Genomic DNA, 15,840 nt, shown 5'->3' on the forward strand with positions numbered 1-15,840 from the left:
CAAGATGGGTCAGCCGAGCTCGGCCAGGAAGCGCTGGGCCTGGGCCTTGAGCGGCCCGGTGGCTTCGGCCAGCACCTCTTCGGCCAGCGCACGCGCGCCGTCGTCGTCGCCGATGGCCTGGAACTCCTCGGCCAGGGCCAGCTTGGTGGCGAGCGGGTCGTCGGCGTCCGGTTCGGCGATGGGCTCGGCGGCCGGGGGCTTGCTGGCGGGTTCTCCGAGGTCCAGCGACAACGAGCCCAGGTCGAACGACAGCGGGTCGGTGTCGGCGGCAGGTAGGGGCGCAGGGGCTGCTGCCAGGGGCGCCTTGTAGGTGCTCTGCACGTCGAAATCGAGGTCCATGGCCTCGGCCATGGGCGGGGCTGGGGGCTCGGTATCGGGCACAGGCTTGGACGGGACGGCCGGCGGGGCCGGGCTGTCGTCGTCGCCGAGGTCCAGGCTGATGTCCGGCATTGGCATTGGCTGCAGCGCGGGTGCGGGCGGCGCGGGCGGCGTCAGCATGGAGTCGGGCCACAGCGATTCGCCGCTGTCCTCTTCTTCGGCGTCGGCGGGCGGCGGCGTCGCAGCAGCAGCGCCTGCGACGGCGGCAGCAGCGGCTGCGGCGCCAAGGCCGGCCACCGCGGCATCGCGCCAGAGCGGGTGCTCGGGTTGCAGTGTGCGGCCCAGCGCGGCGATGGCCTCCCACTCGGGGCCGGTGCCGTCGGTCAGCGCGTGCGCCTTCTCGGCCGTGGCCTGCAGCGCGATCGCGTCGCGGCGCTTGGCGTAGATTTCGGCCAGCTTGGCGTGGATGGCCACGCGCTCGGGCGTGGTGCGCAAGGCTTCCTTGAGGATCTCCTCGGCCTGCAGGTCGCGGCCATAGGCCAGGTAGACCTCGGCCTCGGCCACGGGATCGACCTCGCTGCTGGTGTCGAACTGGCTGGGCGAGTAGACGGCCGAGGCCGCAGCTTCGCTTTCGGCGGCGGTGTCCACATGCTGGCCGCCGCTGCTCGCGAAGAACGACTCCACCGGCTCCTGCAGGCGGCTTTCTTCATCAGCTGCCTGGCGGCGCTGGCGCGCGCGGTAGATGCCCAGTGCGGCCAGCAAGGCGATCAGCGCCGCCGCAGCGGCCAGCAGCCATGGGTTGCTGCGCAGCCTGTCAAGCAGGCCAGCTTCGTCCTGCATGGGCACCGGTCCGGGCGCCGGCAGGGCCTGGGCGGCAGAGGTTGGTTCTGCGGCAGGTGCAGGTGGTACGGGTTCCGGTTCGGGCGCGGGCGCGGACGCAGCAGCTTGCGGTGCTGGTGCTGGCTCCGCAGGTTCTGGTGCAGGCGCCGGTGCCGGTGCTGGTGCGGGAGCGGGAGCGGGCGCTGGAGCCGGTGCGGAAGAGGCTGCACCCCCAGCGCCCAGCTTGTTGAGCGCGTCGATGTTGCGCGACAGTTCCGCAACGCGCTCTGAGGCTTCCTTGCCGGCCTTGTCGCGCGCGATCTTCTCTTCCTGCGCGCGGCTCTGCACGCCGCCCTTGGACAGGGTGAGCCGGTCGGGCGCCGTCGCCGCGGGCCGGTTGTCTTCGACCCTGCCCTGCACGCGGCCACTGGCCGAACGCTGCGCGCCGCCGGGTACTGCGGGCACCTGGCCCGCCATCTGGCTGCGATAGGCATTGAAGTCGCGCGACTGGGCCGCGATGGTGCGCGTGGCCTCGTCCGCGGGAATGGCGGCGGCCTGGTTCGCGCTGGGCAGATCCAGCACCGCGCCTGCGCGCAGGCGGTTGACGTTGCCGTCGATGAAGGCGTTCGGATTGCCGCGCAGCATGGCGACCAGCATCTGGTCGAGCGAGACGTTGGGCGGCTTGTTGGCGGAGGCGATGCGGCTGGCGGTATCGCCGCGTCGCACCGTGGCGGTTCCCGGTGCGGCGCTGGGTGCCGGTGCCGATGCCGCCGCCCGTGCTGCCGGCGCTGCGGGAGCGGGGGCTGGCGCTGGAGCGGGGATGGGGGCCGGTGCTGGTGCAGGGACTGGCGCTGGTGCAGGAGTGGGCGCTGGCATGGGCGCTGCAGCGGCGGGAGGCGGCGCAGGCGAGCGTGCGGCCGGCGGCGCCACGGCGGCGCCGGGTGGCAACTGCGGCGCCGTCGGCGCAGCGGCTTGGCGTTGCTGCGGCGGGTCTAGCAGCAAGGTGTAGTCGCGCACGACCCGCCCGGAGGCCCAGTTGGCCTGCAGGATCAGGTCGATGAAGGGTTCGCTGACGGGCTGGTCGCTGCTGAGCCGCAGCACGGTACGGCCGTCGGCCCGGCGGGCCCGCTCGATGCGCACGCTGCCGAGGGCAGCGTTGTATTCGAGGCCGGCCGCCCGGAAGGCCTGCGGCGTCGCGATCGCGGCCTGCAGCGTGCGGGACTCTTCTTCCGTGATGTCCGGCAACTCGATCTCGGCGCGCAACGGCTCGCCCAAGGCCGATTGCACGGTGGCCCGGCCCAGCGTCAATGCCTGGGCCTGCTGTAGCGGGGCGAGGAGGGCCGCGGTGGCGGTCGCGGCCACCATGCCGCGCTTCCAACCCTGCAGAGCCGGCTTCACCTTTGGTTTGTCATCGGCCTGTTCAGCAGCATTGGAACGTTTGATCATGCAAATGGACGGGCCGACTTGGTTACTAAAAAGAACGGTAGCAGCAATGCTTTAGGCTGACAAGCTCAAGCGGGTTCGAACCTGGCCTGCATTCCGGCAGGCCATTCTCGCTGCACTGCAATGTTGCCAGACGACAACGGCCCGCCAGGGGCGGGCCGTGTCAGTGGGGCGTGGGGTGGCTCAGGCCTGCAGCAGCACGCGCAGCGTACGACGCAGCGGCTCGGCGGCGCCCCACAGCAGTTGGTCGCCGATCGTGAAGGCGCCCACGTATTCCGGGCCCATGGCCAGCTTGCGGATGCGGCCGACCGGGATGTTCAGGGTGCCCGTGGTGGCCACGGGCGTCAGGCCCTTGAGCGTGTCTTCGCGCGTGTTCGGCACCACGCGCACCCATTCGTTGTCGGCGGCCAGCATGGCTTCGATGTCGGCCAGCGGCACGTTCTTCTTGAGCTTGAAGGTCAGCGCCTGGCTGTGGCAGCGCATGGCGCCAATGCGCACGCAGAAGCCGTCGACCGGCGTGATGCCGGTGCCGAAGGACGGGCCTTGGCCCAGGATCTTGTTGGTCTCGGCGCCGCCCTTCCACTCTTCCTTGGACATGCCCCATTCGGCATCGTCCTGCGACTTGCCCAGGCCCAGGTCCTTGTCGATCCAGGGGATCAGGCTGCCGCCCAGCGGCACGCCGAAGTTGGCCGTCTCGTCCGCCGTCAGGGCCTTCTGCTTGGCCAGCACCTTGCGGTCGATTTCGAGGATGGCGGACTTGGGGTCGTTGAGCAGGTCGCGCACCTCGCCGTGGATGCTGCCGAACTGCGTCAGCAGTTCGCGCATGTGCTGGGCACCGCCGCCGGAGGCGGCCTGGTAGGTCATGGTGCTCATCCACTCGACCAGGCCGGCCTTGTACAGCGCGCCCACGCCCATCAGCATGCAGCTCACGGTGCAGTTGCCGCCGATCCAGTTCTTGCCGCCCTTGGCCAGTGCGCGCTGCATCACGGGCAGGTTGACGGGGTCGAGCACGATGACGGCGTCGTCCTTCATGCGCAGCGTGGAGGCGGCGTCGATCCAGTGGCCGTTCCAGCCGGCGGCGCGCAGCTTGGGGAAGACTTCGGTGGTGTAGTCGCCGCCCTGGGCCGTGATGATGATGTCGCAGCGCCTGAGCGCGGCGATGTCGTAGGCGTCCTGCAGCGTGGTCTCGTTCTTGGCCTGCGCGGGGGCCTTGCCGCCCGCGTTGGAGGTCGAGAAGAACACCGGCTCGATGAGCGCGAAATCGCCCTCGGCCTGCATGCGGTCGATCAGGACCGAGCCGACCATGCCGCGCCAGCCGACGAGGCCGACCAGATTACCTACCTTCATCACATTGCCCTTTCAAGTAAAAAAAACAAACAGCGCCTAGAAGGACTGCTCGCCTGGCGCGTCGACAGCCAGGAAGGGCGCACGACGAACCAGGCTGAGTCAGCCCGTAATGGTGGTCGTGGTTTTTGTGGAGATGTCGGCCGCCGCAGCCATACCGAACGGCATGGACAGAATTGCGGAGCAGGCGGCGGCGGACATGGGGCGCGATTCTAGCCCAGCGCCTTCAGCACTGCATCGCCCATCTCGCGCGTGCCGACCTTGGTCGTGCCTTCGCTGTAGATGTCGGGCGTGCGCAGGCCTTGCGCCAGCACTTTCTGCACAGCCGCCTCGATGCGGTCGGCAGCAGCGGCTTGGTTGAGCGAGAAGCGCAGCATCATCGCGGCCGACAGGATCGTGGCCAGCGGGTTGGCCACGCCCTTGCCGGCGATGTCGGGTGCGCTGCCGTGGCTGGGCTCGTACAGGCCCTGGTTGCTGCTGTTCAGGCTGGCCGAGGGCAGCATGCCGATGGAGCCGGTCAGCATGGCGGCGGCGTCCGAGAGGATGTCGCCGAACATGTTGCCGGTCACGACCACGTCGAACTTCTTCGGTGCCTTGACCAGCTGCATCGCGGCGTTGTCCACGTACATGTGGTCGAGCGCGACGTCGGGGTACTCCTTGCCGATCTCGGTGACCACGTCCTTCCAGAGCTGGAAGGTCTCCAGCACGTTGGCCTTGTCCACGCTGGTCACGCGCTTGTTGCGCTTGCGCGCGGCCTCGAAGGCCACGCGGGCGATGCGCTCGATCTCCGGGCGCGTATAGCGCATGGTGTCGAAGGCTTCCTCTGCACCGGGGAAATGGCCGTCGGGCGAGACACGGCGGCCGCGCGGCTGGCCGAAGTAGATGTCGCCGGTCAGCTCGCGGATGATCAGGATGTCCAGACCCGACACCAGCTCGGGCTTGAGGCTGGAGGCGCCGACGAGTTGCTCGTAGCAGATGGCGGGGCGGAAGTTGGCGAACAGGCCCAGGTTCTTGCGCAGGCCAAGGATGGCCTGTTCGGGCCGCAGCGGGCGGTCCAGCGTGTCGTACTTCCAGTCGCCAACCGCGCCGAACAGCACGGCGTCGGCCTCCTTGGCCAGCTTGAGCGTGGCCTCGGGCAGCGGGTGGCCGTGGGCGTCGTAGGCGGCGCCGCCGACCAGGGCGGTTTCCAGCTCGAGCTTCAGGTCAAGAGCCTTGAGCACGCGGACGGCCTGTTCGACGATTTCGGTGCCAATGCCGTCACCCGGCAGAACTGCGATTTTCATGTGCGTAGAAAGTAGGTTGAAGGATCAGGCAGACAGCATGGTGTTGGCCAGCCAGGGCTTGGCCGCCAGGCGTTCGGCCTCGAAGGCACGGATCTTGTCGGCATGGCGCAGCGTCAGGCCGATGTCGTCGAAGCCGTTGAGCAGGCAGTATTTGCGGAAGGGTTGCACGTCGAACGCGATCTCCTCGCCCTGCGGCCGCACGATGACCTGGCGCTCCAGGTCTACCGTCAGCTGGTAGCCCGGGAAGGCGAAGCACTCGTCGAACAGCTGGGCGATCGTGGCCTCGGGCAGCACGATGGGCAAGAGTCCGTTCTTGAAGCTGTTGTTGAAGAAGATGTCGGCAAAGCTCGGCGCCAGGATGGCGCGGAAGCCGTACTGGTCCAGCGCCCAGGGCGCGTGCTCGCGCGAGGAGCCGCAGCCGAAGTTCTTGCGCGCCAGCAGCACCGAGGCGCCGGCGTAGCGCGGCTGGTTCAGCACGAAGTCGGGGTTGGGTTTGCGCGCAGACTCGGGCACGCCGGGCTCGCCCTTGTCGAGGTAGCGCCACTCGTCGAACAGGTTGATGCCGAAGCCGGTCTTCTTGATCGACTTCAGGAACTGCTTGGGGATGATGGCGTCGGTGTCGACGTTCTCGCGGTCCATCGGCGCGACCAGGCCCTTGTGGATGGTGAATTTCTGCATGGCGGTATTCCTGTGTTTATTTGGCCGAGCGCTCGATGGCTTCGCCGGCACGTTGCACGTCCTTGCCAACGCCCTTGACGGTGTTGCAGGCGGCCAGCGCGAGAGCGGCGGCCAGCAGCAGTGCGGTGGTGGCTTTCATGGTGTGCCGCTCCTTCAGGCGAACTGGCGCACGTCGACGAAATGGCCGTGCACGGCGGCGGCCGCGGCCATGGCCGGGCTCACCAGGTGGGTGCGGCCGCCGGCGCCCTGGCGGCCTTCGAAGTTGCGGTTGCTCGTGGAGGCGCAGCGCTCGCCTGGCTCCAGCCGGTCGGCGTTCATGGCCAGGCACATCGAGCAGCCCGGTTCGCGCCATTCGAAGCCGGCGGCCTTGAAGATCTCGTGCAGGCCTTCGCGCTCGGCCTGCTCCTTCACGAGGCCCGAGCCCGGCACGACCATGGCGAGCTTGACGTTCTTGGCGACCTTCTGGCCCAGCTTCTTGACCACGGCGGCGGCCTCGCGCATGTCCTCGATGCGGCTGTTGGTGCAGCTGCCGATGAAGACCTTGTCGACGAAGATGTCGTCCAGCGCCTTGCCCGGCTCCAGGTTCATGTAGGTCAGCGCGCGCTCGATGGCGCCGCGCTTGTTGGCGTCCTTCTCCTTGTCGGGATCGGGCACGCGGCCGTCGATGCCCAGCACCATCTCGGGCGAGGTGCCCCAGGTGACCTGCGGCACGATCTGCGTGGCGTCGAGTTCGACCACGGTGTCGAACTTGGCGCCCGCATCGGAGTGCAGCGTCTTCCAGTAGGCCACGGCCTGGTCCCAGGCCACGCCGGTCGGTGCCAGCGGGCGGCCCTTGACGTACTCGATGGTCTTGTCGTCCACCGCCACCAGGCCGGCGCGTGCGCCGCCTTCGATGGCCATGTTGCAGACCGTCATGCGGCCTTCCATGGACAGGCCGCGGATGGCCGAGCCCGCGAATTCGATGGTGTAGCCCGTGCCGCCGGCCGTGCCGATCTTGCCGATGATGGCCAGCACGATGTCCTTGGCGGTGACGCCCTTGGCCAGCGCCCCATCGACCTTGACCAGCATGTTCTTGGCCTTCTTGGCCAAGAGCGTCTGCGTGGCCATCACGTGCTCGACCTCGCTGGTGCCGATGCCGTGCGCCAGCGCACCGAAGGCGCCGTGCGTGCTGGTGTGGCTGTCGCCGCACACCACCGTCATGCCCGGCAGCGTGGCGCCGTTCTCCGGGCCGATCACGTGCACGATGCCCTGGCGCTTGTGCATGAAGGGGAAGAACGCGGCCGCGCCGAACTCCTTGATGTTGCTGTCCAGCGTGGTGATCTGCTCCTTGCTGATCGGGTCGGAGATGCCGTCGTAGCCCTGTTCCCAGCCCGTGGTGGGCGTGTTGTGGTCGGCCGTGGCCACGATGGAGCTCACGCGCCAGACCTTGCGGCCGGCCTGGCGGATGCCTTCGAAGGCCTGCGGGCTCGTGACCTCGTGCACCAGGTGCCGGTCGATGTACAGCACCGCGGTGCCGTCTTCCTCGGTGTGGACCGTGTGCTCGTCGAAGATCTTGTCGTAGAGGGTGCGCGCACCCGCTTGGCTGGTGGTGAGGCTCATGGGCTTCTTTCGTGGGGGACTGGTTTATTCAAACGGGTTCAGACGGTCAGGGCCTGGTCCGTGGACTGCGGCTCGTCGATGGTTTCTGGTGGCGGCGCCAGGTGCTCGACGAGCAGCCGCGCAGTGACAGGCAACGTGGAGAAGTCGCGCGCCACCATGCGGATCTGGCGCTCGGCCCAGGCGTCGCTGAGCGGCACGTGTTCGAGGTCACCGACGCCGTGCATGAGCTCGAACGCGCGCTGCGGCATCACGCCGATGCCCAGGCCGTTGTGGATCATGCGGCACATGGCGTCCAGGCCCGTGACCTGGATGCGCAGCTTGATGGCGTGGCCCAGCTGCGCGGCGGCGCTGCGTGTGGCCAGGTGGATGGAGCTGTTGCTGGGCAGGCCGACCTGGTCGAAGGCCAGCGAGGCCTCGTACGGCACGGCGCCGCGGCCGGCCAGCGCATGGCCGCGCGGCACGATCAGCACGAGCCGGTCGCGCCGGTAGGCGCGCGTCTGCAGGGCCTCGCCAGCGGATTCGGCCGCCGCGGCATTGCACAGCCCCAAGTCGGCCGCGCCTTCCTGCACGGCGCGCACGATCTCGCTGGACAGGTGCTCCTCCAGGTCGATCTTGATGCCGCCATGGGCACGCACGAAGGCGCCCAGGTCTTCGGGCAGAAACTGCACGATGGCCGAGATGCTGGCGTGCACGCGCACATGGCCGCGCACGCCGTCGGCGTACTCGCTGAGCTCACCCTGCATGCGGTCCAGGCTGAACAACACCGAGCGGGCATGGTGCAGCAGGCTTTCGCCGGCCGGCGTGAGGTCCACGCCGCGCGCATGGCGGTACAGCAGCGTGGTCTGCAGCAGGGTTTCCAGGTCCGACAAGCGCTTGCTGACGGCCGAGGCGGCGATGAATTCGCGCTCCGCCGCCTTGCCGATGCTGCCCAGTTCGTAGACGGCCACGAACAGCTGCAAAGACGTGAGGTCGATGCGGCGGGCAAAGTTACGTTCGGAGGGCTTCATCATGGTGGGGCATCGCCTGTGGCGACGGGGGTGGCCATTTTCCTACGGTTTTCGTGCGCATGGCATCGCGGATCACGATGCCCCTCCTGCCGGCCGTGGACGAGAAAAAGCCCCGCGGGCCAGGGGGCCGGCAGGGCTCAGCGCCTGAAGGCGAGCGGCTATCAGCGCTTGGCGAGCGGCTGCACGTCGCGCTTGACGGAACCCGTGAACAGCTGGCGCGGCCGGCCGATCTTGTACTCGGGGTCGCCGATCATTTCGTTCAGCTGGGCGATCCAGCCAACCGTGCGGGCCAGCGCGAAGATGGCCGTGAACAGCGGCACCGGGATGCCGATGGCGCGCTGCACGATGCCCGAGTAGAAGTCCACGTTCGGATACAGCTTGCGCGAGACGAAGTACTCGTCTTCCAGGGCGATCTTCTCCAGCTCCTTGGCCAGCTTGAACAGCGGGTCTTTCTCCAGGCCCAGCTCGGTCAGCACCTCGTTGCAGGTTTCCTGCATGAGCTTGGCGCGCGGGTCGTAGTTCTTGTAGACCCGGTGGCCGAAGCCCATCAGCTTGACGCTGGAGTTCTTGTCCTTGACCTTCTTGATGAACTCGCCGATCTTCTCGACACCGCCTTCGCGCTGGATGTCATAGAGCATGTTCAGCGCGGCCTCGTTGGCACCGCCGTGGGCAGGGCCCCACAGGCAGGCGACACCGGCGGCAATGGCGGCGAACGGGTTGGTGCCCGAGGAGCCGCACAGGCGCACCGTGGAGGTGGAGGCGTTCTGCTCGTGGTCGGCGTGCAGGATGAAGATGCGGTCCAGCGCGCGCTCGAGCACCGGGCTGACCTTGTACTCCTCGCAGGGCGTGGCGAACATCATGTGCAGGAAGTTGCCTGCATAGCTGAGGTCGTTGCGCGGGTACATGTACGGCTGGCCGATGGTGTACTTGTAGGCCATCGCGACCAGCGTCGGCATCTTGGCGATCAGGCGGATCGCGGAGATGTTGCGGTGCTCCGGATTGTTGATGTCCGTGCTGTCGTGGTAGAAGGCCGACAGGGCGCCGACCAGACCGGTCATGATGGCCATCGGGTGCGCATCACGGCGGAAGCCACGCAGGAAGAACTGCATCTGCTCGTTGACCATGGTGTGGTTGGTCACGAGCTTGGTGAACTTGCCCTTTTCCTCCGTGTTCGGCAGCTCGCCGTACAGCAGCAGGTGGCAGGTTTCCAGGAAGTCGCAGTTGGTGGCCAGCTGCTCGATCGGGTAGCCGCGGTACAGCAGTTCGCCCTTGTCGCCGTCGATGTAGGTGATGGCGGACTGGCACGACGCCGTGGACAGGAAGCCCGGGTCGTAGGTGAACATTCCGGTTTGCGCGTAGAGCTTGCGGATGTCCACGACATCCGGACCGACGTTGCCCTGGTACACAGGCAACTCAACGCTCGGACTGCCATTGCTGAACGACAGCGTGGCTTTGTTTTCGGCTAGTTTCATGTTCACCCTTTCAGCGGTTTTCTCGTAACAGATTCAGGACAGCGCGCGTCTCGGCGTTGTCCAGCGCAGGACTGACCTGTTCCAGCGTCTTGCGTGCCAGTTGCAGGTCGAGCAGGTCGTGGTCTCCCAATTCCATCAATTGCGACAGGGCGTCGGCCTGTGCCGCAGTGACATTTGGACCGTGGCGTTCGAAGAATCGTTCCAGGAACAGATCGTTCTCCAGCAGGCCGCGCCGGCAGCGCCAGCGCAGCATCGCCAGCGCGCGTTCGTCGAGGACTTCCTGCGCTTGGGCCACGGCATCAGACGGTGCGAAGCACCATCATCTCCTTGATCTTCCCGATGGCCTTGGTCGGGTTCAGGTGCTTGGGGCACACGTCCACGCAGTTCATGATCGTGTGGCAGCGGAACAGGCGGTACGGGTCTTCCAGGTTGTCCAGGCGCTCGGCCGTGGCTTCGTCGCGGCTGTCGGCGATGAAACGGTAGGCCTGCAGCAGGCCGGCCGGGCCGACGAACTTGTCCGGGTTCCACCAGAAGCTCGGGCAGCTCGTGGAACAGCTCGCGCACAGGATGCACTCGTACAGGCCGTTCAGTTCCTCGCGCTCCTCGGGCGATTGCAGGCGTTCCTTGTCGGGTGCCAGGCTCTCGGTGATGAGGTAGGGCTTGATCGAGTGGTACTGCTTGAAGAACTGCGTCATGTCCACGATCAGGTCGCGGATCACGGGCAGGCCGGGCAGCGGCTTCAGGACCACGGGGTCCTTCAGCGTGTTCATGTTGGTCAGGCAGGCCAGGCCGTTCTTGCCGTTGATGTTCATCGCGTCCGAGCCGCAGACGCCTTCGCGGCAGGAGCGGCGGAACGAGATGGTCGGATCCTGTTGCTTGAGCTTGACCAGGGCGTCCAGCAGCATGCGCTCGCTGCCGTCGAGTTCGATCTCGACGGTCTGCATGTAGGGCTTGGCGTCCTTGTCCGGGTCGTAGCGGTAGATCTGGAATGTGCGCTTCATCGTGTGGGACCTTGTTAGAACGTACGGACCTTGGGCGGGATCGAATCGACCGTCAGGGGCTTCAGGTTGACCGGCTTGTAGGTCAGGTTGTTGCCTTCGCTGTGCCACAGCGTGTGCTTCATCCATTCCTTGTCGTTGCGGCCCAGCGGGAACTCGGCGTGGTCGGCCGGGTGCTCGTAGTCGTAGACGGTGTGGGCGCCGCGGCATTCCTTGCGGGCGGCGGCCGAGGTCATGGTGGCCTGGGCGACTTCGATCAGGTTGTCGACTTCCAGGGCTTCCATGCGGGCCGTGTTCCAGACCATGGACTTGTCCTTCAGCGTGACGCCGGAGACGCGGTCACGGATGGCGTTGACCTTGGTCACGCCTTCGTCCATGCTGGCCTGCGTGCGGAACACGCCGGCGTGCTGCTGCATGGTGCTGCGGATGTCGTTGGCCACGTCCTGGGCGTAGGCGCCGCCGGTGGACTCCTGCAGCTGGTTCAGGCGCGCCAGGGTCTTGTCGCCCGCATCGGCCGGCAGTGGCTTGTGCTCGCCGCTGCCTCGGATGAAGTCGACGATGTGCTTGCCGGCCGACTTGCCGAACACCAGCAGGTCGAGCAGAGAGTTCGTGCCCAGGCGGTTGGCGCCGTGCACCGACACGCAGGAGCATTCGCCGACCGCGTACAGGCCGTTGACGACGTTGTTCTGCTGGCCGTCGTGCGTGACGACCTGGCCGTTGATGTTGGTCGGGATGCCACCCATCTGGTAGTGGATGGTCGGCACCACAGGGATCGGTTCCTTGGTGATGTCGACGTTGGCGAAGTTGTGGCCGATCTCTTCCACCGAGGGCAGGCGCTTGCGGATGGTGTCGGCGCCCAGGTGGTCCAGCTTCATCAGGATGTAGTCCTTGTTGGGACCGCAGCCACGACCTTCCTTGATCTCCTGGTCCATGGAGCGCGAGACGAAGTCGCGCGGCGCCAGGTCCTTCAGCGTGGGCGCATAGCGCTCCATGAAGCGCTCGCCGTTGCTGTTCAGCAGGATCGCGCCTTCGCCGCGGCAGCCTTCGGTCAGCAGCACGCCGGCGCCGGCCACGCCGGTCGGGTGGAACTGCCAGAACTCCATGTCCTGCAGCGGGATGCCGGCGCGTGCCGCCATGCCCAGGCCGTCGCCGGTGTTGATGAAGGCGTTGGTCGATGCCGCGAAGATGCGGCCGGCGCCGCCGGTGGCCAGCAGAACGGCCTTGGCCTGCAGCGCGTAGAGCTCACCGGTTTCCAGTTCGAGTGCGGTCACGCCGACCACGTCGCCGCTTTCGTCGCGGATCAGGTCCAGTGCCATCCACTCGACGAAGAAGTTGGTCTTGGCCTTGACGTTCTGCTGGTACAGCGTGTGCAGCATGGCGTGGCCGGTGCGGTCGGCTGCGGCGCAGGCGCGTTGCACGGGCTTTTCGCCGTAGTTGGCGGTGTGGCCGCCGAACGGGCGCTGGTAGATCGTGCCGTCCGGGTTGCGGTCGAACGGCATGCCGAAGTGCTCGAGCTCGATCACGACCTTCGGGGCTTCACGGCACATGAACTCGATGGCGTCCTGGTCGCCCAGCCAATCGGAGCCCTTGATGGTGTCGTAGAAGTGGTAGTGCCAGTTGTCCTCAGACATGTTGCCCAGCGAGGCGGACACGCCGCCTTGCGCCGCCACCGTGTGCGAACGCGTCGGGAAGACCTTGGACAGCGAGGCGACCGACAGGCCGGCGCGCGAGAGTTCGAGCGCGGCGCGCATGCCGGAGCCGCCGGCGCCGACGATGACGACGTCGAACTTGCGTTTGTTGATGTTCTTCTTGGTGTAGCTCATGCTCACAGTCTCCAGATGACTTGGATGGCCCAGCCGGCACAGCCGACCAGCCAGACGATGGTGAAAATCTGGAGCACGAGACGGAGCCAGACTGCTGCGGTGATGTAGTCCATCAACACGTCGCGCATGCCCACCCACACGTGGTAGAGCAGGGCGATGATCACGGAGAAGGTCAGCACCTTCATCCATTGGGCAGAGAAGATGCCGGACCACAGGTCGTAGCCGATGGGGCCCTTGGTCAGCATCAGTTGCGCGAGCACGATGACCGTGAACAGCGCCATGAGCACGCCGGTGACGCGCTGCGCCAGCCAGTCGCGCAGGCCATAGTGCGCACCGACGACGATGCGTTTGGATCCGTAGTTGACAGCCATGGGGAGACTTTTCCTTGTTGTGATCAGTAAACGCCGAACAGCTTCAGACCCAGCACCAGCGTGAGGCCCAGGCTCAGCGCCAGCACGGTAACGGCCGAGGTCTTGCCGAACTGCTTGTTCACGGCGTTGTGACTCACGTCCATCCACAGGTGACGCAGGCCCGCGATGAAGTGGTGCAGGTAGGCCCACATCAGCGCCAGCACCACCAGCTTGAGGAACCAGCCTGGTGCGAAGCCCAGGCCGGTGTTGAACGCGGCCTTGAAACGCGCGAACGACAGTTCGGACGTGACCGAGGTGTCGAACATCCAGATGATGAAGGGCATCAACAGGAACATCAGCACCCCGCTGGCGCGGTGCAGGATGGACACCCAGCCCGCAGCCGGCAGCCGGTAGGTCGGCAGGTCGGTGAGGGCGTTGATGTTGCGGAACTCGGGGCGTTTGGGTCGTGCTGAGGAGGCGGCTTCTGTCATGAATGCGCTTTCGTGGATGTAACTGCCTTGTAATTGTGTCGCGGCGGTTAGCCCAAAATTCTATTGCAATGCAACAGGGCAAACGCGACGAAGCGTTGCAAAGCCAGTCGCACATGCGTCTGGCGCTGCGCGAATGTCAGCTCAGATCGTTGCGGTAGTGGTGCGTGTCGGTGCGGTAGAGGCCGCGCCGCAGCTCCATCGGCGTGTCGTTGTAGGTGTAGGCCACGCGCTCTACGCTGAGCAGCGGCGTGGCGGGTGCGACCTGCAGGATGGCGGCCTGGTCGGCGTCGGGCAGTACGGCGCGGATCTTCTCTTCGGCACGCACCATGCGCACGCCGAACTCGGTTTCGAACAGCGCGTAGGTGGGCCCGCGAAAGCCCGCCATGCGCTCGGCCGTGAGGCCCTTGAAGGGGCCGCCTGGCAGCCACAGGTCTTCGAGGATGGTTGGTGTCTGCGTGCCGCCATCGGCGGCGAAGGAGAGCACGCGGCGCACCTGCATCACCGCGTCGCCGCTGCGCAGGCCGAGCGCGCGCGCGATCTCGGCGTTGGCGCGGGTGCGTTTGCATTCGAGGAAGCTGCGCTGCGCCGGGCCTTCGCGGTCCACGTCGCCGTCGTCGGGCACGAGCTTCAAGAAGCGGTAGCGCACATGCTGCTCGGTGTGCGTCGCGACGAAGGTGCCCTTGCCCTGGCGCCGCACCAGCAGGTTCTCGCCGGCCAGTTCGTCGACCGCCTTGCGCACCGTGCCCTGGCTCACGCGGAAGCGGGCGGCCAGCTCGATCTCGCTCGGGATCAGCTCCCCGGGCTTCCACTCGCCGGCCTGCAGGCGCTGCAGGATCAGGCCCTTGATCTGCTGGTACAGCGGGCTGAAGGCCGGTGTGGCGTTCGGACCCGTGTCCAGGGATGGCTCTGCGGCGTTGCCAGGGATGGGTGCGGGCATGGAACTTGGGGCGGGTGCCGGGAGTCGGAACGCCTGGCGGGGTTGGGTGACGCGCGGACGGCCGGCGTCGCCGCCAGCCTTCCATGCCCGCGCACGCGGCGCCGCAGCGTGCGGCTGCGGGGTAGTCAATCTTATCTTATATAAGACATAAGACAAATTGACCACTTTCATGGAACACGGGTAAACTCTAGGGCTGTCCCCCGGGCCTGTGCGCTCGATGTTCCGTCGCCTGGGCGGGGGTGTTTCTCCCTCCTTCCTTTCCGGAGCCTTCCTCATGAGCAAAAAGCCTGTCCGCGTGGCCGTCACTGGTGCAGCTGGTCAAATCGGTTACGCCCTTCTGTTCCGCATCGCGTCGGGCGAAATGCTGGGCAAGGACCAGCCGGTGATCCTGCAATTGCTGGAGATCCCGGACGAGAAGGCCCAGAAGGCGCTCAAGGGCGTGATCATGGAGCTGGACGACTGCGCGTTCCCGCTGCTGGTCGGCATCGAGGCCCACAGCGACCCGATGACCGCGTTCAAGGACACCGACTACGCGCTGCTGGTCGGCTCGCGTCCGCGTGGCCCCGGCATGGAACGTGCCGAGCTGCTGGCCGTGAACGGCGCCATCTTCACGGCCCAGGGCAAGGCGCTGAACGCCGTCGCCAGCCGCAACGTCAAGGTGCTGGTGGTCGGCAACCCGGCCAACACCAATGCCTACATTGCCATGAAGAGCGCGCCGGACCTGCCGCGCAAGAACTTCACCGCCATGCTGCGCCTGGACCACAACCGCGCTGCCAGCCAGCTGGCCGCCAAGACCGGCAAGCCCGTGGCCGACATCGAGAAGCTGACCGTCTGGGGCAACCACTCGCCCACGATGTACGCCGACTACCGTTTCGCCACGATCAAGGGCGAGAGCGTGGCCAAGATGATCAACGACCAGGTCTGGAACGCCGACACCTTCCTGCCCACCGTCGGCAAGCGTGGCGCCGCCATCATCGAAGCCCGCGGCCTGTCGTCGGCTGCCTCGGCCGCCAACGCCGCCATCGACCACATGCGCGACTGGGCTCTGGGCACCAACGGCAAGTGGGTCACCATGGGCATCCCGTCGGACGGCCAGTACGGCATTCCGAAGGACGTGATGTTCGGTTTCCCCGTCACCTGCGAGAACGGCGAGTACAAGCTGGTCGAGGGCCTGGAGATCGACGCGTTCAGCCAGGAGCGCATCAACAAGACGCTGAAGGAACTGCAGGACGAGCAGGCCGGCGTCGCCCACCTGCTCTGATCCACGGACGTTCGCAC

General features: G+C 66.8%; 15 protein-coding genes. 1 reads left to right on the plus strand and 14 read right to left on the minus strand.

The features are described from left to right. Positions 1 to 9: 9 nt before the first annotated feature. The 14 genes from ACSQ4M_RS13530 to ACSQ4M_RS13595 form a co-directional block, all read right to left on the minus strand. Positions 10 to 2,502 carry a FimV/HubP family polar landmark protein gene (locus ACSQ4M_RS13530; protein ID WP_436190032.1) on the minus strand — a complete coding sequence of 831 codons (2,493 nt, stop codon included), beginning with the start codon at positions 2,500 to 2,502 and terminating at the stop codon, positions 10 to 12. A 261-nt stretch (positions 2,503 to 2,763) separates the two neighbouring features. Further along, entirely contained in the window at positions 2,764 to 3,927 is a 1,164-nt protein-coding gene (gene asd / locus ACSQ4M_RS13535) for an aspartate-semialdehyde dehydrogenase (protein ID WP_436190033.1), read from the minus strand. A gap of 209 nt (positions 3,928 to 4,136) precedes the next feature. Further along, a complete protein-coding gene (leuB, locus tag ACSQ4M_RS13540) occupies positions 4,137 to 5,207 on the minus strand; it encodes a 3-isopropylmalate dehydrogenase (RefSeq protein ID WP_436190034.1) in 1,071 nt (356 codons plus the stop codon). 24 nt (positions 5,208 to 5,231) lie between these two features. Beyond that, positions 5,232 to 5,885: a 3-isopropylmalate dehydratase small subunit gene (gene leuD, locus ACSQ4M_RS13545; RefSeq protein ID WP_436190035.1), complete on the minus strand. Its 654-nt coding sequence runs from the start codon at positions 5,883 to 5,885 to the stop codon at positions 5,232 to 5,234. Between the two features lie 16 nt (positions 5,886 to 5,901). Continuing rightward, positions 5,902 to 6,024 carry an entericidin A/B family lipoprotein gene (locus ACSQ4M_RS13550; protein WP_186329904.1) on the minus strand — a complete coding sequence of 41 codons (123 nt, stop codon included), beginning with the start codon at positions 6,022 to 6,024 and terminating at the stop codon, positions 5,902 to 5,904. Positions 6,025 to 6,038: 14 nt separating this feature from the next. After that, positions 6,039 to 7,484 (minus strand): 3-isopropylmalate dehydratase large subunit, encoded by a 1,446-nt coding sequence (gene leuC / locus ACSQ4M_RS13555; RefSeq protein ID WP_436190036.1) that lies wholly within the window; start codon positions 7,482 to 7,484, stop codon positions 6,039 to 6,041. A gap of 38 nt (positions 7,485 to 7,522) precedes the next feature. Next, entirely contained in the window at positions 7,523 to 8,491 is a 969-nt protein-coding gene (locus ACSQ4M_RS13560) for a LysR substrate-binding domain-containing protein (protein ID WP_436194006.1), read from the minus strand. Between the two features lie 161 nt (positions 8,492 to 8,652). Continuing rightward, complete coding sequence (locus ACSQ4M_RS13565) at positions 8,653 to 9,963, minus strand: citrate synthase (RefSeq protein WP_436190037.1); 1,311 nt, start codon at positions 9,961 to 9,963, stop codon at positions 8,653 to 8,655. Positions 9,964 to 9,973: 10 nt separating this feature from the next. Continuing rightward, entirely contained in the window at positions 9,974 to 10,258 is a 285-nt protein-coding gene (locus tag ACSQ4M_RS13570) for a succinate dehydrogenase assembly factor 2 (protein ID WP_436190038.1), read from the minus strand. 4 nt (positions 10,259 to 10,262) lie between these two features. Continuing rightward, positions 10,263 to 10,964 carry a succinate dehydrogenase iron-sulfur subunit gene (locus tag ACSQ4M_RS13575; protein ID WP_056672626.1) on the minus strand — a complete coding sequence of 234 codons (702 nt, stop codon included), beginning with the start codon at positions 10,962 to 10,964 and terminating at the stop codon, positions 10,263 to 10,265. A gap of 14 nt (positions 10,965 to 10,978) precedes the next feature. Continuing rightward, complete coding sequence (sdhA, locus tag ACSQ4M_RS13580) at positions 10,979 to 12,784, minus strand: succinate dehydrogenase flavoprotein subunit (RefSeq protein ID WP_436190039.1); 1,806 nt, start codon at positions 12,782 to 12,784, stop codon at positions 10,979 to 10,981. Positions 12,785 to 12,786: 2 nt separating this feature from the next. Next, positions 12,787 to 13,155 (minus strand): succinate dehydrogenase, hydrophobic membrane anchor protein, encoded by a 369-nt coding sequence (gene sdhD / locus ACSQ4M_RS13585; protein ID WP_436190040.1) that lies wholly within the window; start codon positions 13,153 to 13,155, stop codon positions 12,787 to 12,789. A gap of 23 nt (positions 13,156 to 13,178) precedes the next feature. Continuing rightward, the gene (sdhC, locus tag ACSQ4M_RS13590; protein ID WP_436190041.1) at positions 13,179 to 13,625 is read right to left on the minus strand and encodes a succinate dehydrogenase, cytochrome b556 subunit; all 447 of its coding nucleotides are present in this window, start codon (positions 13,623 to 13,625) and stop codon (positions 13,179 to 13,181) included. A 136-nt stretch (positions 13,626 to 13,761) separates the two neighbouring features. Continuing rightward, positions 13,762 to 14,562 (minus strand): GntR family transcriptional regulator, encoded by an 801-nt coding sequence (locus ACSQ4M_RS13595; RefSeq protein WP_436190042.1) that lies wholly within the window; start codon positions 14,560 to 14,562, stop codon positions 13,762 to 13,764. 274 nt (positions 14,563 to 14,836) lie between these two features. Here ACSQ4M_RS13595 and ACSQ4M_RS13600 point away from each other — a divergent pair, with 274 nt between their 5' ends. Then, positions 14,837 to 15,823 carry a malate dehydrogenase gene (locus ACSQ4M_RS13600; RefSeq protein ID WP_436190043.1) on the plus strand — a complete coding sequence of 329 codons (987 nt, stop codon included), beginning with the start codon at positions 14,837 to 14,839 and terminating at the stop codon, positions 15,821 to 15,823. Positions 15,824 to 15,840: the final 17 nt, after the last annotated feature.

It is taken from the genome of Pseudorhodoferax sp. LjRoot39, from assembly GCF_964253035.1.
Classification (GTDB): domain Bacteria; phylum Pseudomonadota; class Gammaproteobacteria; order Burkholderiales; family Burkholderiaceae_C; genus Pseudorhodoferax.